This is a genomic window from Kribbella alba (assembly GCF_039529635.1).
GTDB classification, from domain to species: domain Bacteria; phylum Actinomycetota; class Actinomycetes; order Propionibacteriales; family Kribbellaceae; genus Kribbella; species Kribbella alba.
Genome location: NZ_BAAANE010000015.1, coordinates 73,518 through 93,486, shown reverse-complemented (window position 1 = coordinate 93,486; position 19,969 = coordinate 73,518). Strand labels below are relative to the sequence as shown.

Below are 19,969 nucleotides of genomic sequence, written 5' to 3'. Positions count from 1 at the left end.
CGAAGCCGGCCTGGCGCAGCCAGCACCTCAGACTAGCTCACCGACAGCGGCAGCATGATCACATAAGGTGATCAGTTCGGGAGTCGACTACACACGAGGATGGACCGGGCGCGTGGTCGAATGACCCGTGGCTGAGGGGATCGAGAGACGGCTGACAGCTGGGATGGCCGCGCGGCAGGAGCAGCGCGGCGTCGACGCGACGGTCAGCCGTCTACAACGGCAGGTGGACGCGCTGTACGCCGAGACGCGGCATTTCGCCGGGCGGCTGGCGGAACTCAGCGATCGCCTGGACCGCCTCGAGGCCCGGTCCCGCTCCTGGTTCAGGTTGCTGGTGTCCCGTGGGCTGGACGAGCAGCTCGAAGTATTGCGGTTGGAGACAGACGAGGCCGAGGACCGGCTCAATGAGGCGCGGAGGAAATTCGAGTCAGCCAGGGATGAACTCGACCAGGCACGCTCGCGGCAGGAAGAGCTCGCCGCTACCTCCGCCGACTACGAGATAGCTCTGCAGGACAAGGAGAAACGCCTGCTGGCCGCTGCGGATCCACGGGCCGGGCGCCTGGGGGAAATCGCCGCAGAGCAGGAGCAACAGGCCGTAGTACTGCAGGACACCGACGATCTGCTCACCAGCCTCGGTTGGTCCGACCGGGCGCTGGACACGCTCGAGCACCTGATCGGAAGCGCCCGCAGATGGGCCACTGCCGACCTGGCCGGAGGAGGGGTACTCGCAGGCAAGGCCAAGTACGACGAGCTGGCGGCGGTGGGCAACGCAGCGGCGTATGCCGAACAATGTCTGGCCAGGCTGAAGGACGAATTGCAGGTGTACGGCGAGCGGCAGTCGCTGGAGACCGGGGTGCCCTTGGACACTAGGGCCAGGTTCCTCGACGTGTGGATGGACCATCCGTACGCCGATCTGCGGAGCTTCCTGCGGATCATGGAGGCCCAGCACCGGCTGCCGCGGACCCGCAGCCTGCTGCAGCAGATCGGCGACGATCTGCGGCAGCGGCGGGCCGAGATCCTCACCGCAACCGACCAGCTCACCGCCGAGCGGCAGCACCTGCTGGCCGACTAGCTCACCACACTGCGGTCATTCCGGACGTGGCCCGTGCACCGGGTCAGGCGGACGAGTGGCCCCCTGGCATGGTTACGTTTGGTCCAAGAGGTGCGGCAAGCACCAGGACGAGATGGGGAGATCTATGAACGACATGGTCGGCGGTAGCCTGCCGGAGATGGAAGCTCTCAAGAAGAAGCTTTCGGAGTTCCAGACCGAGCTGGGCCAGCTGAAGACCGCGTCCTCCGGTGTTGTGACCAGCACCACCTGGAAGGGTAAGTACGCGGACGACTTCCGCACCGCCTGGGAGCAGTGCAAGAAGAACATCACCAACATCGAGACCGATCTGACGAATGCGTCGACGGCGGTCGAGAAGAACCGCCAGGCGATCCAGACCGCCACCGGTGGCTGATCAGTCCAGCGAAACTCCAAGAGCCGGTCGGACCGCGAGGTCTGGCCGGCTCTTGAGCATCCCGGCCCTTTGTTGCCCCTGGCCCCAGGTGGCAATCTCGGCCCACTGAGGTGAGTCAGCGGACCGGGGACTGATTCAGCTGCGGGCGACCTGGACGGGTTCGTAGCGGCCGCCGGCGACCAGCAGGGCCCGCCCGGGCGGCGCTCCACCAGCCATTCCGCGAGGCAACTGGATGCCGAAGATCTCGGCGTCGTCGTACTTCTGCGGGTTGAGCACGATGCCGGCCCGCGACTTCTTCAGCGACACCACCGGCCCGCGGTACATGCTGGTCAGATCCGAGCCGGTACCCGCGCCGATCATCAGGTTGCCGGTATCCCGCAGCAGGGCGACCCGGGCGTCGATCAGCTCCGCCAGCGGGCTGTCCTGCCCGAGCAACTCCAGGTCGTCGATCACCACGGCGAAGGGACTCGGCAGGCCGTCCAGGACCTCCCGCACCTTCTCCGCATCCGCATCCGCGCCGAACACCCCGACCACGCCGGGCGCTCCGACCAGGTCGCGAAGTGGGCTCCGGCGCGGTACGACGGCCATCACCTGCCAGCCGCGCGAGGTGATCGAGTCGATCATCGTCAGCAGCGTCGTACTGCGGCCCGACCGCGGCGGTCCCACGATGACCAGGCCCGGCCCGTGCTCGAACGCGTCGAACGTCCGGACGCCGAGATCGTCACCACCGACGCCGACGAGCACCTCGGTCGGGCGCAGCGGTCGCGTCACCAGCTCGAGCGCAGCGGCGGCGTCGATCGAAGCCGGCAGGGCGTCGACACGGAACGGCCGCAACTGCCGCGGAATCTCCGACTGCGGGGTCGCCTGGGCGCCGATCTGGTGCAGCGCGGCCACCTGCGCGGTGCCGTCGTCGTCCTCGGTGAGGAGCGCCACCTGGGTCTCCAGCAGGCCCTGGGCGCGGAATCCACGGCCGGGCGGGAAGTGCTCCGGCACCTCCTTGGTCGGCATCCCGATCATCAGGAAGTCCGACGGATCGGTCATCCGCAGCAGCAGCCGATCCTCCATCAGGGTGGAGATCCGGCCCACCAGCGCGGACCGGTCGGCGGTCATCACGACCTTGACGCCGGCACCGGCGCCTTCCTGCAGGATCTGCATCCAGGCGTCGACCAGCCGGCCGCCGTCGACCGACTCGAACGCGGCGACGAAGCCCTCCCAGCGGTCCAGCAGCACCACGATGTAGGGCATCCGCTCGTCCGGCGCGACGCTGCGCCGCTGCTCGGTGAGGTCGGCAAAACCCTTCGAGGCGAGCTCCTGCTGCCTGCGACCGATCAAGCCCTGGATCCGCGCGGTGAGCCGGGTCAGCCGGTCCACCTGGTCACGGGCCACCACCGCACCGGTGTGGGGCAGGCTCACCATCGGGATCAACGCGTTGTTGCCGCAGTCAACGCCGTACAGGTGCACGTCCTTGGGCTCGATCAGCCGGCCGATCGACCCCGCGATGGCCCGCAGCGTCGCCGAACGTCCGCTGCGCGGGGCCCCGATGATGGCCAGGTGGCCGGACGAGTCCAGGTCGTACGTCGCCACTGACCGCGCCTGCTCGGCCGGTACGTCGGCCAGGCCGAACGGGATCGGCGGCAGGCTGCCGTCCTCGGCGGGCTTGTCCGCCTCCAGGTCGGCCAGCGTGACGATCTCGGACAGCGGCGGCAGCCACGGGCTCGGCGGGGTCTTCACCCCGGCGACCTCGGCCGCACCCTGCAACGCCTTCACCAAGGTGGCGAGGTCGGTCGGGATCATCACATCGTCCTCGGCCTGCTCACCGTCGAACTGCACCGGCCGGCCGAGATCCCGCCAGCCCACCGGCCGTACTCCGATGCTGGCGGCAACCAATCCGGGCGGACGTCCTCCGACACGGGAGGTCTGGAACGGGATCAGCGACGAGTGCCCCAGCCGGGCGTAACCACGACCCGGTGTCCCCTTCGAGATGTGCGCCGCGTCCGGTGCCTCGATCACGTCGGAGCTGTCTCCGGCGTCTGTCACGCGCAACGCGATCCGCAGGTTGGTGTTCGCCTTGATGTCGTTGGTGACGACGCCTGCCGGGCGCTGCGTCGCCAGGATCAGGTGGACGCCCAACGAACGTCCGCGGCGGGCGATGTCGACGATGCCGGTGACGAAGTCGGGCAGTTCCGAGACCATCGCGGCGAACTCGTCGATCACGATCAGCAGCCGCGGCATCCGCTCGTCGTCGGGGCCCATCCGCTCGAGATACTCCTCGATGTCCTTCGCGTTCGCGCCCTTGAGCTGGTACTCGCGCCGGTGCAGTTCAGCGGCCAGCGAGGCAAGCGCCCGGGTGGTCAGGTGGCCGTCGAGGTCGGTGACCATGCCGACCGTGTGCGGCAGGTGGTTGCAGTCCTTGAAGGCCGCGCCACCCTTGTAGTCGACCAGCACGAAGGTCATCTCGTCCGGTCTGTTGCCAACGGCAAGCGATCCGATGATCGTCTGCAGCAGCTCTGACTTACCGGCACCGGTGGTGCCGGCGACCAGACCGTGCGGACCGTCCCGGACGATGTCGATGCTGAACGGTCCCTCGGCGCCCTCACCGATCACCGCCTCGGTGGTCCGGCCACCCCCCGCCCAGCCCCTGGCCAGCCCTTCCGGGTCCGGCGACTCCATCCGCAGTACGGTCAGCAACCGGCTGGCAGCCGGGATCGCGGTGGCTTCGTCGCCGCCGGAAACGTCCTGGATCGGCGCGAGGGAGCGGGCCAGCCGGTCCAGCCACTGCGGGCTGACCAGGTCGGGCCGGATCCCGTCCACCGTGGGAGCGCCGGTCTGGCGAAGCCGCCACCACGCGCCGTGCGGCGTCACCACCGCGTTCGCCTCGTCCGGCAGTTGGCGCTCGTCACCGTCAAGGCAGATGAACCTGACCCCGACGGACGGACCGTCTTTGAGCAGGCCGACCACACCCGGCAGCAGCCGGAGTCTGCGTGCTCCGTCCATGACGACGACGATCTGCTCGGCGAACAGCTCCGGCTGCGGCGTGGGGTTGGAGGCGTTCAGCGCCTTTCGGCGGGCCTCGATGAGCCTGGCCAGCTCGTTGATCCGCCGCATCGTGGTCTCGTCGTCATTGCCGAACAGGCCGAGGAAGCCGTCATCCTCGCCACCGCGAACGTGCGGCAACCACCGCATCCATTGCCACGTCGGCGCCGCGTCGGTGGGGCACAACACCATCAGCCGCAGGGTTCGTGGGCTGTGCAGGGCGGCGAGCTGTGCCGCCAGCCACGCGCCGATCTGCTGAGCCAAGCCGCCGGTACCGGCGATACCGAGCACGCCGACGGAGACCAGCGGTACGGTGGCCGGCACGTCGGGAGCGGTCCAGGTGCGCTTGCGCAGGTGGGCGTCCACGGTCTGGTCCTCGACCATCACCTCGCTCGGCAGATCACCGATGCCAAGGCGAAGCTCCAGCCAGTCTGGATCCGTCGGCCGGCGCTCCCACAGCCGCGCCCTGGGGCCGGTGGCGAACAGCAGCACGGCCGCCGGGTCAGGCACGTCCCGGCGCCGAGCGTTGCGCTCGGCAACCAGTGCCCGGCGCGCGTCGCGCTCGACCCGCGCCTTGCGCTCCTTGTACCTGGCGAGCTGCTCGCGGTACGTCGACTTGCCCTCGCGCTTGCTCTGGAAGTACTGGCCGATGTACATCAGCGGTGTGAGCAGGCCGAACAGCAGCATCCCTGGCTGCTTGAGGATCAGCGCGAGAGCGACTGCGCCCACCATCGGCAACAACATCACCAGCAGCGGGAAGGTGGGCTTCTGCCCCTTCTCCGGCTCTGCGGGCAAGGCGAAATCGGTCATCCGGGGCGGTGGCAGCAGCCGGGGCGGCCGGTTGAAGTCGAGCAGTCCACCGGCCGGGTTCGGCGAAAGCGATGCGTCCGGCGGATCCACCGGGGCCAGGGCGAGCATCACTGGTCCGACCGTGAGCTGCATGCCCGGCTCCCAGGTGACGCCGGACCAGCGACTCCCCGACTCGAGTGCCTTGCGGTCCAGCTCGACCAGAGCGGGCCGCTGCCCGGGCTCGAGCACGTAAGTCGACTCTTCCTCGCCGGTCTCGTCCGGGATCACGATCGGCCCGGCCAGGGGGTCCACCGGGCGCTCCGGCGCCGTCATACCGTCGAGCTCTTCCGGCCGGATGGTGACTTCGCCCGAGACCGCGACCGTCAGAGTCGCGACCTCGCCAGGGATGCCGCCGCCAGCCAGCCTGATACCGGCCGTCGGCGCGCTGCCCATCGTGTAAGTGCCCATGCCCAACCGGTGCACGGCGCCAGCGCCGGGGCCGCCGACGACGCGAACCTCCACCACGCCATGCGGCTCCGGCGGAACACAACCGCGGGAGTCGCCGATGCTGACCAGGGTGCCCTCGCGCAGCGGCGATTCGGCCAGCACCACGGCCGGGTCGACCGGCCGGCCGTCCACGAAGAGTGTCGGCAGGTGGTCGACCGTCGCGGCCGGGTCGTGCAGGTTGATCACCTGGGCCGAGCCCGGCACGGTGACTGGCCGACCGACGGCCTCGACGAGCCGCGGTGCCAGTCCGGCCACGGTCAGGCCCGCTTCCGCGTCGACGACGACGTCGGCACTCACCCCAGGGGCCGGATCGACCACCGTGACCACGAACCGCATGCGGGCATCCCATCTCGTCAGACGACAGTCCAGCTAGAGGGTACGACGTGGTGGGGCCTGCGGGTCATGATGCCGGATGCGAAGGTACGCGGCTGTGACCGAGGCCGTTGGTACGTTCACAGGAACGGGACCGTCCGACTGGGGCAAACAAGACAGTGAAGTGGGTCTACCGGAAGATCCGAGCGCGCCTGAGGCGATGGTCGCGAACCTTGACCGTGACCTCGAACGGCTTGTCCTTCCGCTTCAGCTCGGCGGCCGGGGTGTCCGACGTCTGGTCGGGAACCTTGGTGATCGTGTAGTCGGTCGCGTACGAGTTGACCTTCATGGCGAAGAGCATCCCCGTGCCGTCCGCACGATCCAGCATCGGGAACGACGCGTCGTACACGCGGTTGGCCTGACCTGGGTCACAGGCGATATCGCTGGTTCCCCAGCGCTCGCCGTACCAGCAAGCAGAGTCACTAGTCCGAGCGGCGTGGACCTGACGCGGTCTAAAATCGCGGGGTGGCTGATGATCCAGTGGTGCTCCGAGCGCAGGCTGCCAAGTTGCGGAAGGCTGCGAAGGACCTGCGCACCCAGGCGGGCGCTCTCGACGACGACCTGGTGAACCTGCAGAAGAAGTACCCGCTGCCCAGCGACACCCTCTGGCAGGGCCCGCACGCCAAGACCTACGCGGACGCGCTGTCGTCGGCGAAGACGACGGTGGGCAGCGTGAAGACCTCGATCGAGAGCTACGCCGGCGCGTGCGACGCCGAGGCCGTCAAGCGGGACAAACGCGCCGACGACGCCGAGAAGAAGCCCGCCGGCTAGTGCCGGGCGTCCGAGGTTGGACGCGGGGCACTAGCCGGCGGCGATCGCGGTGACGGACTGCTCGACCAGGGCGACCAGCTTCTGCCACAGGAACATCGACGGGTACGCCGTGAAGCGGGCCTTCTTTCCCTCGCCTTCCGTCAGGGCGAAGTGGCCGGCCGGACCTGCGTTGACCATCACCAGGCCGGAGTCGAGTCCGGTGCCGGTCAGCGTCCAGAGGAACCACGGCTGGGACCAGACGTACTTCAGGTGCTCGTCGGCATCCGCGGGCGGCGCCACAGCGGGGTCGTCCGCGCGGTGGACGAGCAACTCCTCGTCGATCAGCTCGGGGCTCGTCGCCAGACTCCACGCCGGGGCGACGCCGGCCCAGGCCGCCAGCGCGATCGGGACGTAGCTGACGTCGACGAAGTCCAGCCGGACGGTGGCCGAGGCGGTCAGGATGTCCTCGCCGTGCGGAACTTCCACCAGTGAGGCGGGTGAGGCGGAGGCCAGCAGGACCGCCTGCCCCGCGTACACGTAGGCCTCGAAGGTCAGCGTTGCGCGACCCCGCGCGGATTCGAGCCGGATCCGGGCAGTCGGCTTCGTCAGGATCTGCTTGACCAACTGGCCTTGCTCGGTCAGCTTGCCGTCCTCCGTGGCGAGCCCGGACTCGACGAGTTCCTTCAAGCCGAGCGTCACCTTGCCGCCGTTGCCGGCCAGGATGTTCAGGGCGGCACGCGGCAGGAGCGGTCCGAGCGACTCGTAGGGCTGACTGGCAGCGATGCGGGACAGATCCTCCAGCGGCTCGCCGATGCGTTGCAGGTACGGGTCGAGCCGTGGCAGCGTCATGCGGGCACCTCCGCTCCCGGCAGGCGCAGGCTGCCGATGGATTCCTCGAACAACGGCTGCACGGTGGTCAGGTCGGTGACCAGGCAACTCGCGGTGATGACGGTGTAGAGGCCGTTGTGGAGCAGCAGCCACTGCGTCACCGCAATTGCGTTCGCGTCATTGCGATACGCGAAACCGAGCCGCCTGCCCTCGACGTCACCAGGGCCCAGGAAAACGTCGTACGCCATGACGTGGGCATCGTCGGCGGTTAGTTTCGCGGCGACGATCGCGTCCGTGCCGAGCTCGCGCAGATCGATCTCCGAGCCGATCTCGGCGACCAGGACGTTCACGTTCGGCCGGTACGGGTCGTCCTCGCCGAGGCTCGGCGCGGCGATCGCCAGCGACAGCCCGTCGTACTCGAGCTGCTCCCAGCCGGGCGGGAGGCCGAGCGTGAGACCGGTCTCGGAATCGGTGGCCAGGTCTTTCACGATCGTCCTCCTCGGCCGAACTTCGGCCATCGACTGGCTTGTCCCGTACTGCGGCCGCCGTCGACCCAGGCGCGGTACCAACCCGGCAGGAGCCGGCGCGGCAGCCAGAAGAAGCTGAGCAGGGTGATCGCGAAGCAGACCAGCGCGAGCAGCGAGAACACCACCCCGAGAGCCTCCGGGCCGGAGTCGATCAGCGTCGTACCGAGGGCCATCAGCAAGGCCGCGAGTCCCAGCCAGGCAAGGCCGAAGGACAGGTACGGCTTCGGCCACATGGTGACGACGATCGGTTTGCCGAATCCGGCGTACGCGCTCGCTCCGGCTAGGAGCAGCACGACTCCCGCTGCCGCGATCGGCCACATCGATTGCCACCTCGTATCTGTCGACGACTCACTGCCAGGTCAGCTGGTGATCAGCCGAACAAGGAATTCCAGACCTTCTTGGCGCCCTGCTTGATGCCGGTGCCGACCGCCTTGCCGACCTTGGACCCGGCGAAGGCACCGATGGCACCGCCGACGATACCGCCGACAACTGTGCCCGCGCCGGGGAAGATGGCGGTTCCGATCGAGGCACCCCAACTGGCCCCGACGATACCGCCGGCGACCGCGCCACCGCCTTCGGTGGCCACGCTGTAGCCGGTGTTCGCCACCCGCTGGCCCGTGCTCCACTCCGGGTGATATTTCTGGTCGTGCTCCCACTGGCTCATGCCCACGTCGTAGAGGGTGAGCGCCGTGCCGACCACGAACAGGCCCTTGCTGCCGTAGCGCGCCCAGGTCGGCGGACGGCCGAAACCCTCCGGCGAGAGGGTCCGGCCAGGCTGTTGCCAGCCCGGTCCCCGGCTCTCCTGAGCCAGGCGAGGCACATTCGGGTCGGCGCTGCTCCCCTGTGGCACCAACAGACCGGAGGGCCGGCGGATCAGCTCCATCCCGCGGACGACGTCATCGGCCGGAGGCAACCGCAGTGGCGGCGTACCAGGCTTGGGTACTGCCAGCTCCCACTTGCGGTAGCGGTCCAGCAGAGCCCCGGCTGTGCCGAGGACGAAGGCGCCGAACTCGTCCGACCGGGCGGTCTTGTCGATGTTCTCGCCGACGCTCTTGCTGCCGTCCCAGCCCAGCTTGCTGAGGTCCGGCAGCCAGTAGCCCAGACTCGCAAGGTCCTGCAGCGGCTTCTGGTCGTCGACGAACTTGATCGCGATGTCCTTGGCCCAGCCCGACACCCGCGCGAGCTCCTGGACCACCGGGTTCGTCTTCGCGGTGACGTTCGGCGGGTCCGGCACCAGATCGCTGACCGTCCCGATCAGCGTCTGGATCGCCTTCGCCTCCAGGTTCAGATTCCCCGACGAGGCCAGTGTCGCGGCCGACAACGCCAACACGCCGTCCGCTTCAATCCCGGAAAACGACACGCCACTCCCTTACTCGTTCGGGTCCGAATCACCTTGCGAGGTTGAAGAATACCGGGGCCCGAGGCCAGCCCCGGATCAGACGACGTCCTCGTCCTCGTGAAACCTCAGCGGGAGATGGCTTGGATCTCCAGCACACGGATCGGGGTGGGGGCGGTTGCCGGACCGGGTTGCTGCGGGGTCTCAGTCCGCCCGACTCCGGTGCCGAACCACGTGGTGTGCCAGTTGGTCTGCACCGTGACGGGCGTCTTCGACTGGCCAGGACTGGCCTTGCCGAAGCGGATCGCGCATTCCCCGGTGGCGCCCTCCGAGTACGGGACACCGGAGCCCGGGCACTCGACAGTCTCCGTGTCCGGCGCCTGAACCGTCATGCCAACGAGGTCTGCGTCCACCCGGGCGAAGATCCGTCCCTCGATCGAGTCGACCGACGCCTCGACGTACCGGTTCGTGCTGCGGTCCTTCAACCACACCCAGGTGTCGAAGTTGACCACCGAGGCCGCATCGCCGACGTGCTTGGGATTCCAGTCGATCGCGGGCGGCGGAAGGGTCATCTCGTCGAAGGCGACCTTCTGCAGCAACTCCGGGGGCACCGGAGGAACCGGGAGCCGTCCGCCCGGCTGCACGTAAATGGCGTCGTGTGCCTCGAACCACTTCTTGGCGTAGTCGAAGAACTTGTCCAGATCCCCGAAGGTCTCCGACGAGCACATACCGCCGTACCAGTGGCCCTTGTCATCGTCCTTGTACTGCTCGTAGCCCGGATTCGGCTTGAAGGGGGTACCGGTCTCGTCGCGGCCGAGCGGACCGCCGCCCTGTATGTAGTCGTAGTATTCCTTGCCGGTCATCCCCTGGGTGTAGCTGCACGGGGTCGCCACCGAGACCGCCCGGCTGCCGCCCTGGCCGCCGGAGCCACCGCTGACGCCAGTACCGGTGATCGTGATGCTCACCTTGTTGCCGGAGGCTACAGGTGTCGGGTTACCGGGTAGTCGGTCCGCGTGGGCCGATGGTGAGGTCGCCAGCAACGCGAAGGTGCCGAGCGCGAGACTGGCTAGGATCGTGGGCCGACGGGTCAGCATATGTCCCTCCTGAGGTTGTACTCGGTCACTTTCCAGAGCCCACCCACATTGGCGAGGATCACAGCCACCTTGAGGCGCGGATACTGCTTCGCCCCGGGTCCCACATAGGTGGTGCCGTCAGCCCTGACCAACACAGCCTTGGATTGGTCATAACAGCTGCTGAGGGCCGCCGCAGCGGCGTTGGTCCGGTCGACCTTGACGGTCACCGTGATCGACCCACCGGTGCGGACCTTCTTGGCCTTCTGGTCCTGCAGCACCTTGCGAGCGTCCTGCAGCGCGGCAGCTGCTGCCCGCCTCGCCAGACCCGGGTCCTCGACATTCGTCGCATAGGTCTTGTGCGTACTGCGTTCGAACTCGTCGTACGCCTGCAGCACGAGCTCGGAATTCGCCGGGGGTTTCGGCATGTGGTCCAGCACCAGCGTCAGGGTGCCGTATTTCTGGGTACTGCGAGTCGGTGGCGCGGTAGGCGTCGGAGCCGCGGTCGTGGCCGACGCACTCGTCGGTGTGTCGGACGGTCCTGTGCTCACCGTCGGCAGACCGCCTGAGTCGTCGTTGCCGCCGCAGGCCGCGAGGAAAACCGTCAAGGTCGCCGCTGTCAGAGCGGCTCCGAGGCGGTGAAACTTCATCTGCAGACTCCTAGTTCGCCTTACCCCCGAGCGGGGATCTTACCGGGCGAGGGGTCTACCGCGTCCGGATCAGGTCAGGCGGTGATGCGGTCGATGATGAGGGGGCCGGGCCGGTACTGCGGACCGTCGGCCGGCGCGATCGTGGTGGCTTCGGTGAGGGCGTCCAGGGCCCGGGCGAAGCGGCTGGGGTCGTCGGTGTGAAGGGTCAGGAGGGGCTGACCTGCCCGAACGGTGTCGCCTGGCTTGGCGTGGAGTTCGACGCCGGCTACCGCGGAGACCGGGTCTTCCTTGCGGGCGCGGCCGGCTCCGAGGCGCCAGGCGGCGACCCCCACGGCCAGCGCGTCCAACTCTGTCAGCACGCCGTCAACGGAGGCGTTCACCACGTGCTGTTCAGGGGCCACCGGCAACTCGGCGTCCGGGTCGCCGCCCTGGGCTGCGATCATCCTGCGCCAGGCGTCCATCGCAGTACCGTCGCGAAGCTTCTCGGCCGGGTCGATGTCCGTGACACCGGCAGCGGCGAGCATCTCGGTGGCCAGTGCGATGGTGAGCTCGACGACATCGGCGGGTCCGCCACCGGCCAGTACCTCGACGGATTCCCTGACCTCCAAGGCGTTTCCCGCGGTCAGGCCGAGCGGGGTCGACATGTCGGTAAGCAGGGCAACGGTCTTCACGCCGGCATCGGTGCCCAGCGCAACCATCGTCTCGGCGAGCTCGCGGGCGTCGGCCAGCTCCTTCATGAACGCGCCGGAGCCGACCTTCACGTCCAGCACCAGTGCGCCGGTGCCTTCGGCGATCTTCTTGCTCATGATCGAGCTCGCGATCAGCGGGATCGCCTCGACCGTGCCGGTCACGTCCCGGAGTGCGTAGAGCTTCTTGTCGGCCGGAGCCAGGCCGTCACCGGCCGCGCAGATCACGGCGCCCACATCCTCGAGCTGGCGCATCAGCTCGTCGTTCGACAATGCCGCCCGCCAGCCCGGGATCGACTCGAGCTTGTCCAGCGTGCCCCCGGTGTGGCCCAGCCCACGGCCGGAGAGCTGCGGAACCGCGACCCCGCAGGCCGCCACCAAAGGGGCCAGCGGCAACGTGATCTTGTCGCCGACGCCGCCGGTGGAGTGCTTGTCCGCGGTCGGCCGGGACAGCTTGCCGAAGTCCATCCGCTCGCCGGAGGCGATCATCGCCGCGGTCCAGCGGGCGATCTCGCGCCGGTTCATCCCGTTCAGCAGGATCGCCATCGCCAGCGAGGACATCTGTTCCTCGGCGACCGCGCCCCTGGTGTAGGCGTCGATCACCCAGTCGATCTGACCGTCGCTCAGCTCGCCACGGTCGCGCTTGGTGCGGATGACGTCGACGGCGTCGAAGCTCTCGGTCACTTGTTCTTCTCCAACTCCTCGGGCCCGAAGGCATCGGGCAGCAGCTCGCTCAGCGGCCGGATGCCGGACGTTGTCTCCAGCAACAGTTCGGGACCGCCGTGCTCGTGCAGGAGCTGGCGGCACCGCCCACAGGGCAGGATCACGTCACCCTGACCGTTCACACACGAGAACGCCACCAGCCGCCCGCCCCCGCTGATCAGCAGTTCCGAGACCAGCCCGCACTCGGCACACAGCCCCAGCCCGTACGACGCGTTCTCCACGTTGCAACCGACAACCACCCGCCCGTCGTCCACCAGCGCCGCCGCCCCGACCGGGTAACTCGAGTACGGCGCGTAGGCCCGGCCCATCGCCTCGACCGCGGCCGCTCGGAGGGCTGGCCAATCCGGCTGCACGGTCATTCCTTCACGTACGGTTCGCCGTCGGCCTTCGGGGCTCGCACCCTGCCGACGAGACCCGCGACCGCGATGATCGTGGCCAGGTAAGGAGCCATCAGCAACAACTCGCCCGGGATCGGTGTGTCGACGATCTGCAGCTGGGACTGGAGCTGGGTGGCGAAGCCGAAGAACAGCGCCGCGACGGTCGCACCGATCGGGTGCCAGCGGCCCATGATCAGCGCGGCCAACGCGATGAAGCCATTGCCCGCGGTCATTTCTTTGCTGAAGGCACCGGCATAGCCGACGGTGAAGAACGCACCACCGAGTCCCGCCAGAACACCTGCCCACAGCACCGCCGAGTACCGCACCCTGGTCACGTTGATGCCGACGGTGTCGGCTGCCTTCGGGTGCTCGCCGACCGAGCGGACCCGCAGGCCCCAGCGGGTCTCGAACAACATGAAGGTGACCAGCGCGATCGCCACATAGGTCAGGTAGACCAGGGCGGTCTGGTTGAACAGGATCGGGCCGATGAAGGGGATGTCACCCAGGCCCGGGATCTTCACGGCGGTGAGCACGTGCGGGGTGTTCAGGCTCGCCGCGTTCTCCTGCATGAACTGGTCGTACAGGTAGCCGGTGATACCGGTCGCGAACACCACCAGCACGACGCCTAGAACGACCTGGTTCACCAAGTACTTGATCGCGAACACGGCCAGCAGGGCGGCCATCAGCACGCCCGACAGAGCGGCCGCGATCAGCGCCGCCGCGGCGCTGCCCGTCGTACTGGAGACCAGGGCGGCGGTGAACGCTCCGACCAGGAACTGTCCCTCGATCGCGATGTTGATCACGCCGGCGCGTTCGCTGATCACCCCGGCCAGGGCGCCGAGGATCAGCGGGGTGGCGAAGTTCAGGGTGCCCTGGAACTGGTTGGAGATCGGGAAGGCGAGGTTCTTGCCCGCGACCGCCCAGCACAGGAAGGCCGCGAAGAACCCAATCACCACGATGCTGCCGAGCAGGCTGTTCAGCCTGCCGCCGCCGATCCGCAGTACCCAGACCACGGCGCAGGCGACGGCCAGGCCGGCGAGCGCCCAGGCGGTTGGGCCAGCCGGCACGGAGAACGAGGCGGAGCCCCTGGTCTTGAAGAACATCACCGCGAACAGCACCAGCAGCGGCGCCAGAGCGGCGGTCGCTCGGGGCGCGCGGCCCCTGAAGGGGAGCACGACGGCAGCCACCGCGGCCGCAAGCAGCACGAGGATGCCGACCCACGCCGCGGCGTCGCCCAGTACTTCGCTGCCGCCCAGCAGGCCGAAGGCAGCGCGGCCGTTGCCGGTAGTGGCCGCCAGCACGACCGTCAGAACAGCCAGGACCAGCAGGATGCTGCCGTAACGGACCCGCTGGGCCCGCTCGGTCGGTGACTCGAGCGTCCGTTCGGTCTCGGCCGGCTCGGTCTTCAGGGTGCTGCTCATCCGTTCCAGCCCTTCGCGAGGACGGCGCCGGTGCCGCGTTCCTTGGGCAGGAAGCGGAACACCGAGCGAACCAGTGCGGGTGCCGCGACGAACAGCACGATCACCGCTTGCAGCACCGTGGTCAGGGTCAGCGGCGTCTGGGTCTGCAACTGCATCTGCAGACCACCCGCGTTCAGGGCTCCGAACAGCAGGCCGGCCAGCACGGTCCCGACGGGAGTGCCGCGACCGAGCAGCGCGACGGTGATCGAGTCGAAGCCGACCGACGCGGCGACGCCGTCGGTCAGCGGGAGGTCGGTACCCAGCACCTGTTGAGTACCGGCCAGTCCCGCGAGGGCACCGCCGACCAGCATCGCGATCGTGTAGGCCCGGCCGACGCTCATGCCGGCGGTCCGCGACGCGTCCGGGTTGGCCCCGACTGCCCGCAACTCCAGGCCGATGGTCGAACGGTTGAGCAGCCACCACACGAAAACTGCGGCCAGCAACGCCAGCACGAAGCCCAGGTGCAGCCGGGTGCCGCCGAGTTGCGGGTACTGCGCGCTGCTGTCCACCACCGGGCTGATCGGATCGGAGCGGCCCGGACGCTGGAAGGCGGAGGTGGTCAGCAACCATTGCAGCAGGTAGATCGCCACGTAGTTGAGCATGATCGTCACGATCACCTCATGCGCGCCCGTCCGGGCCTTCAGCACTCCGACCAGTCCACCCCAGATCGCGCCGCCGATGATGCCGGCGATCACCGCGACGAGCAGGTGGATCCCGATCGGCAGGTGCCAGGCGAACCCGACCCAGGCGGCAAAGATCGCGCCCATGACGAGCTGGCCCTGGGCGCCGATGTTGAACAGGCCGGTGCGGAAGGCCAGTGAGACGGCGAGGCCGCCGCAGATCAGCGGCGTGGCCTGGGTGAGCGACTCGGCGATCGGGTCCAACCCACCCACCGCGCCGACGAGCAGCGCCTTGTACGCCTCGCCGACCGCCGTCAGCGCGGCTGACACGGTATCGAGGGGCGCGGAGAAGAAGTAGCTCGCGGCGGCCTTCACCTGCTCGTCGCCGATGATGATCAGGACGGCGCCGACCACCAGGGCCAGCACGATCGCGCTGAGGGAGACCAGCCCCTGGATCACCCAGTTGGGCAGGCCGGAACGTCTTTGCGGCGGCGCGGGCGCCTTCTCCACCGGCGGCGTCGCCTGCTCGGTGTCGCTCATCTAGATACTCCCCAACGTGGTCGGGTGTTCGGTCGCTTCGGCCTCGGCCTCCTGCTGGGAGGCACCGGCCATCATCAGGCCCAGCTCGTCGCGCGGGGTCTGCGGACCGACGATGCCGACGATCCGGCCGCGGTACATCACCGCGATCCGGTCGGCGAGCGCGGCGATCTCGTCCAGCTCGGTGGACACGATCAGCACCGCTGTGCCCTGGTCGCGCTCGCGGACGATGCGTTTGTGCAGGAACTCGATCGAGCCGACGTCGACGCCCCGGGTGGGCTGCGATGCCACCAGCAGCTTGAGCGGTCTGGACAGCTCCCGCGCCAGCACGACCTTCTGCTGGTTGCCGCCCGACAGTGACGAGACCGGCAGATCGATCGACTGGGTGCGGATGTCGAACTCGGCGACCCGTTCGGTCGCGTTCTGCCCGATCGCCTCAGTCTGCAGCACGACGCCCTTGCTGAACGGCGGCCAGCGGAAGAGGTCGAGGACCAGGTTCTCGGCCACCGTGAACGAGCCGACGAACCCGTCGCGCGCACGGTCTTCCGGGACATAGCCGATGCCCGCGTCCAGGCGTTGCCTGGTCCCGGTCCGGCTGATGTCCTTGCCGCCGACCGTGATGGTGCCGGCCGCGATCGGGGTCAGGCCCAGCAAGGCCTCGGCCAGCTCACTCTGACCGTTGCCCTGGACACCGGCCAGCGCGACGATCTCGCCGGCTCGAACCTCCAGGTCGATCCCGTCGACCGCGGTGTGGCCGCGCTCGTCGATCACGCTCAGCCCGCGGATCTCCAATGCGGCTGCCCCCGGCTGAGCGATCTCCTTGTCCACCACCAGGTCGACGGCGCGGCCGACCATCAGCTCGGCGAGCTCTTCCTCGCTGGCCGACGGCTCCGCCTCGCCGACCACCTTGCCGCGGCGGATCACGGTGATCTTGTCCGCGATCGCCTGGACCTCTTTGAGCTTGTGGGTGATGAAGACGATCGAGGTGCCGTCCGCCTTGAACTGGCGCATCACCGCGATCAGGTCGTCGATCTCCGACGGGGTCAGCACGGCGGTGGGCTCGTCCAGGATCAGCACCTCGGCGTCGTTGGCCAGCGCCTTGATGATCTCCACCCGCTGCTGGACCCCGACCGGGATGTCTTCCACCAGCGCGCCCGGATCCACCTCGAGGCCGTATCTGTCGGACAGCTCGCGGACCCGGGCATATGCCTGCTTGCGATCCAGTACGCCGCCGCCCCGGGTGGTCTCCCGGCCCAGCATGATGTTCTCGGCGACGGTGAAGACCGGGACCAGCATGAAGTGCTGGTGGACCATGCCGATGCCGTGCGCGATGGCCTGGCTGGGCGAGTTGATCGTCACCTTCTCGCCGTTGATGAGGATCTCGCCGGAGTCGGGCTGCAACAGCCCGTAGAGCATGTTCATCAAGGTGGACTTGCCCGCGCCGTTCTCCCCCAGCAGGCAGTGGATCTCCCCTGGTTCGATGACCAGGTCGATGCTGTCGTTGGCGACCAGTGAGCCGAAACTCCTGGTCAGTCCCGAGAGCTCGAGGTGCATGTGCAGCCTCCCTCCAGACGGCGAGCCAGGAAGGCGACCGGGCTGATCCCGGGCTCGCCCTCCTGGCTCGAACCGTACCGAACGATTCCGCTAGCTCGACGCCGCGGCGCGGCTTACGGCTGGACCTTCGACTCCACCTTGATCTTGCCGTCGATCAGGTCCTTCTTCAGCTGGTCGATCTCGGTCTTCAGCTCGGCCGGGATCTTGCTGTCCCACTCGTGGTACGGCGACAGGCCGGTGCCGTTGTTCGCCAGCGTGCCTACGTACGCCTCGTTGCTGAACTTGTTGTCGACAGCAGCCTTGATCGCGTCGGACACGGCCACGTCCATACCCTTGAACACGCTGGTGAGCAGCACGCTGCAGTACTCCGCGGCGCTGACGCAGCCGTCGGTGTCCACCCAGATCGCGTTGACCTTGCCGCCGCTGGCCTTGGCCGCCTGCAGACCGCCGATGCCGGCCGGACCCGCGACCGGGAAGATGATGTCCGCGCCCTGGGTGACCAGGTTCTGCGCGTTCTGCTGGCCTTTGGCCGTGGACTCGAAGTCGCCGGTGAACAGACCCTTCTGGGTCTTGGTGTCCCAGCCGACGACCTGGACGTTCTTGGTCTTGGTCTTGTTGTAGTAGGCAACGCCCTCGGCGAAGCCGTCCATGAAGATCGTCACGGTCGGGATCTGGGCGCCACCGAAGGTGCCGACCTTGCCGCTCTTGGTCGTCCCGGCGGCGAGGTAGCCGGCCAGGAAGCTCGACTGGGCGGTGTTGAAGACCAGCGGCTTGACGTTCGGGATCGGCGCCTTGAAGCCGTTGTAGTCGACGATCGCGAACTTGATGTCGGGGTTCGCCTTCGCCGCGGCCTCGGTCGCGTCGGCCAGCTTGAAGCCGACCGGCACGATGACGTTGCACTTGGCCGCGACCATCGCGTTCATGTTGGTCGGGTAGTCGTTGTCCGACTTGGACTCGGCCTTCTTCTCGGTCAGGCCGAGCTCCTTGACCGCGTCCTGGAGACCCTTGTACGAGGTCTGGTTGAAGGACTTGTCGTCGAAGCCGCCCGAGTCGGACACCATGCAGGCGTTGAAGTCCGTGTGGCCCCCCGCGGCCGGTGTGTTGTCAGCTGGCTTGCTTCCACAGGCGGCCACACCGAGCGTGAGCACGCCCATGATTGCCAGTCCCCGAACGTACTTCTTCACCGGACGCCTCCTCGCGTCGACCCAAAACTGACCGCGGACGCGCTTTCCGGCGCGCCGCACGGGCGACTATAGGGGGCGGCTGGTCAATATATGAGATCGAATACAGCCTCGATACCGGAAAGTGATCCGCCATGCATCGTGTGCACGGAGAGCCTTGCTGTGATGACCGAGCGTTCACCGCAAGATTGCCCTGTCGGCACCCCAATCCGTCGACCGGTCACTGAGAGTGAGGCCCTCGGGTTCTGCAGGCGAGATCGTGTCACGCTTCGCAGCAGCCCGGCCTCCGGCCCGCGCGGGGGCCGGTGCGAGAATCGCGCAATGACGATTTCGCAGAGCCTGCTGCTCAGCGACCTGCAGAGTCGCGTCGACGAGGTCCAGGACGAAATCGTGGCCGTCCGACGCGACCTGCATGCGCACCCCGAACTCGGGTGGCACGAGGTTCGGACGACCGATCTGATCCGGCAGCGGCTGGTGGCGGCCGGTTTGTCCCCGCAAGTGCTGCCGACGGGGACCGGGTTGATCTGCGACATCGGCTCGGGCGACACCTGCGTCGCGCTTCGCGCCGACATCGACGCGCTACCGGTGCCGGACGGCGTCGACTCGCCCTTTCGTTCCACCCAGGAAGGCGTCGCCCACGCCTGCGGTCACGACGTCCACACAGCTGCCTTGCTCGGCGCGGCGATCGTGCTCGCGCGGATGGCTGCCGACGGGCAACTGCCCCATCGGGTGCGGCTGATCTTCCAGCCGGCCGAGGAAGTGATGCCCGGCGGTGCGCTCGGAGTGATCGCGGCCGGCGGGCTGGACGGCGTACGACGGATCTACGGGCTGCACTGCGACCCTCGGCTGCCGGTCGGGAAGGTCGGCCTGCGGATCGGCGCTCTGACCGCCGCCGCGGATCGGGTCCTGGTGCGGTTGTCCGGGCCTGGTGGACACACTTCCCGGCCGCACCTCACCGGCGATCTCGTCTACGCGCTCGCCACCCTGGTCACCGAGATGCCTGCGGCCCTGTCCCGGCGGGTCGATCCGCGGGCCGGCCTGTCACTGGTCTGGGGCCGCATCACCTCAGGCTCGGCCGCGAACGCGATCCCGGCGCGCGGGGAGGCCGAAGGCACCCTCCGCTGCCTGGATGCCAGCGCCTGGCGCCTGGCTGCTGAGCTGATCCCGACGCTCGCCGAGCAACTGATCGCGCCGTACGGGGTCCAGGTGAGCACCGAGGTGACGCACGGCGTGCCGCCGGTGATGAACGACGCCGCGGCCATCGAGGTGCTCCAGCGTGCGGTCGTGGAGACGATGGGACTGGGCGCAGTGGCGCCGACGGATCAGAGCCTGGGCGGCGAGGACTTCGCCTGGTACCTCGAGCATGTGCCGGGCGCGATGGCCCGGCTGGGGGTCCGCCCGGCCGGCGTGGAGTCGGCTGCGGATCTGCACACGCCGGGCTTCAACCCGGACGAGGACGCCATCGCCGTCGGGATGACGGTTCTGGCGTCCTGCGCCCTGCTGGACTGA

General features: G+C 68.4%; 18 protein-coding genes. 4 read left to right on the top strand and 14 right to left on the bottom strand.

The genetic code is table 11. The features are described 5' to 3' along the window. Positions 1–127 precede the first annotated feature (127 nt). Entirely contained in the window at positions 128–1,069 is a 942-nt protein-coding gene (locus ABD210_RS31090; protein ID WP_344116461.1) for a hypothetical protein, read from the top strand. 124 nt (positions 1,070–1,193) lie between these two features. Beyond that, on the top strand, positions 1,194–1,460 hold the full coding sequence (locus tag ABD210_RS31085; RefSeq protein ID WP_344116459.1) for a hypothetical protein: 267 nt from the start codon (positions 1,194–1,196) through the stop codon (positions 1,458–1,460). Positions 1,461–1,595: 135 nt separating this feature from the next. Here the strand turns inward: ABD210_RS31085 and ABD210_RS31080 are convergent, their stop codons facing one another. Together ABD210_RS31080 and ABD210_RS31075 are read right to left on the bottom strand one after the other, a co-directional pair. Continuing rightward, complete coding sequence (locus ABD210_RS31080; RefSeq protein ID WP_344116457.1) at positions 1,596–6,125, bottom strand: FtsK/SpoIIIE domain-containing protein; 4,530 nt, start codon at positions 6,123–6,125, stop codon at positions 1,596–1,598. A 166-nt stretch (positions 6,126–6,291) separates the two neighbouring features. Continuing rightward, a complete protein-coding gene (locus ABD210_RS31075) occupies positions 6,292–6,510 on the bottom strand; it encodes a hypothetical protein (protein WP_344116455.1) in 219 nt (72 codons plus the stop codon). Positions 6,511–6,626: 116 nt separating this feature from the next. Here ABD210_RS31075 and ABD210_RS31070 point away from each other — a divergent pair, with 116 nt between their 5' ends. Beyond that, on the top strand, positions 6,627–6,932 hold the full coding sequence (locus ABD210_RS31070) for a hypothetical protein (RefSeq protein WP_344116452.1): 306 nt from the start codon (positions 6,627–6,629) through the stop codon (positions 6,930–6,932). A gap of 30 nt (positions 6,933–6,962) precedes the next feature. Here the strand turns inward: ABD210_RS31070 and ABD210_RS31065 are convergent, their stop codons facing one another. The 12 genes from ABD210_RS31065 to ABD210_RS31010 form a co-directional block, all read right to left on the bottom strand. Beyond that, the gene (locus ABD210_RS31065; protein ID WP_344116450.1) at positions 6,963–7,760 is read right to left on the bottom strand and encodes a hypothetical protein; all 798 of its coding nucleotides are present in this window, start codon (positions 7,758–7,760) and stop codon (positions 6,963–6,965) included. Next, entirely contained in the window at positions 7,757–8,227 is a 471-nt protein-coding gene (locus ABD210_RS31060; protein WP_344116448.1) for a hypothetical protein, read from the bottom strand. The genes ABD210_RS31065 and ABD210_RS31060 overlap by 4 nt, the downstream gene beginning before the upstream one ends. Then, a complete protein-coding gene (locus ABD210_RS31055) occupies positions 8,224–8,586 on the bottom strand; it encodes a hypothetical protein (RefSeq protein WP_344116446.1) in 363 nt (120 codons plus the stop codon). Before ABD210_RS31055 ends, ABD210_RS31060 begins: the two co-directional genes overlap by 4 nt. Before the next feature lie 50 nt (positions 8,587–8,636). Continuing rightward, a complete protein-coding gene (locus tag ABD210_RS31050; protein WP_344116445.1) occupies positions 8,637–9,626 on the bottom strand; it encodes a hypothetical protein in 990 nt (329 codons plus the stop codon). A 104-nt stretch (positions 9,627–9,730) separates the two neighbouring features. Beyond that, a complete protein-coding gene (locus ABD210_RS31045) occupies positions 9,731–10,696 on the bottom strand; it encodes a hypothetical protein (RefSeq protein ID WP_344116443.1) in 966 nt (321 codons plus the stop codon). Beyond that, positions 10,690–11,322 carry a hypothetical protein gene (locus ABD210_RS31040; RefSeq protein ID WP_344116441.1) on the bottom strand — a complete coding sequence of 211 codons (633 nt, stop codon included), beginning with the start codon at positions 11,320–11,322 and terminating at the stop codon, positions 10,690–10,692. Before ABD210_RS31040 ends, ABD210_RS31045 begins: the two co-directional genes overlap by 7 nt. A 74-nt stretch (positions 11,323–11,396) precedes the next feature. Continuing rightward, entirely contained in the window at positions 11,397–12,692 is a 1,296-nt protein-coding gene (locus ABD210_RS31035) for a thymidine phosphorylase (protein WP_344116439.1), read from the bottom strand. Further along, positions 12,689–13,084: a cytidine deaminase gene (locus ABD210_RS31030; protein WP_344116436.1), complete on the bottom strand. Its 396-nt coding sequence runs from the start codon at positions 13,082–13,084 to the stop codon at positions 12,689–12,691. The genes ABD210_RS31035 and ABD210_RS31030 overlap by 4 nt, the downstream gene beginning before the upstream one ends. A 2-nt stretch (positions 13,085–13,086) precedes the next feature. Further along, a complete protein-coding gene (locus ABD210_RS31025) occupies positions 13,087–14,529 on the bottom strand; it encodes an ABC transporter permease (protein WP_344116434.1) in 1,443 nt (480 codons plus the stop codon). After that, positions 14,526–15,728, bottom strand: coding sequence for an ABC transporter permease (locus tag ABD210_RS31020; protein WP_344116432.1), 1,203 nt, complete (start codon positions 15,726–15,728; stop codon positions 14,526–14,528). Before ABD210_RS31020 ends, ABD210_RS31025 begins: the two co-directional genes overlap by 4 nt. Continuing rightward, positions 15,729–17,279: an ABC transporter ATP-binding protein gene (locus tag ABD210_RS31015; protein ID WP_344116430.1), complete on the bottom strand. Its 1,551-nt coding sequence runs from the start codon at positions 17,277–17,279 to the stop codon at positions 15,729–15,731. A 113-nt stretch (positions 17,280–17,392) separates the two neighbouring features. Then, the gene (locus tag ABD210_RS31010) at positions 17,393–18,433 is read right to left on the bottom strand and encodes a BMP family lipoprotein (protein WP_425552773.1); all 1,041 of its coding nucleotides are present in this window, start codon (positions 18,431–18,433) and stop codon (positions 17,393–17,395) included. Positions 18,434–18,781: 348 nt separating this feature from the next. On the opposite strand from ABD210_RS31010, the gene ABD210_RS31005 reads away from it, so the two are divergent. Further along, complete coding sequence (locus tag ABD210_RS31005; protein WP_344116426.1) at positions 18,782–19,969, top strand: amidohydrolase; 1,188 nt, start codon at positions 18,782–18,784, stop codon at positions 19,967–19,969.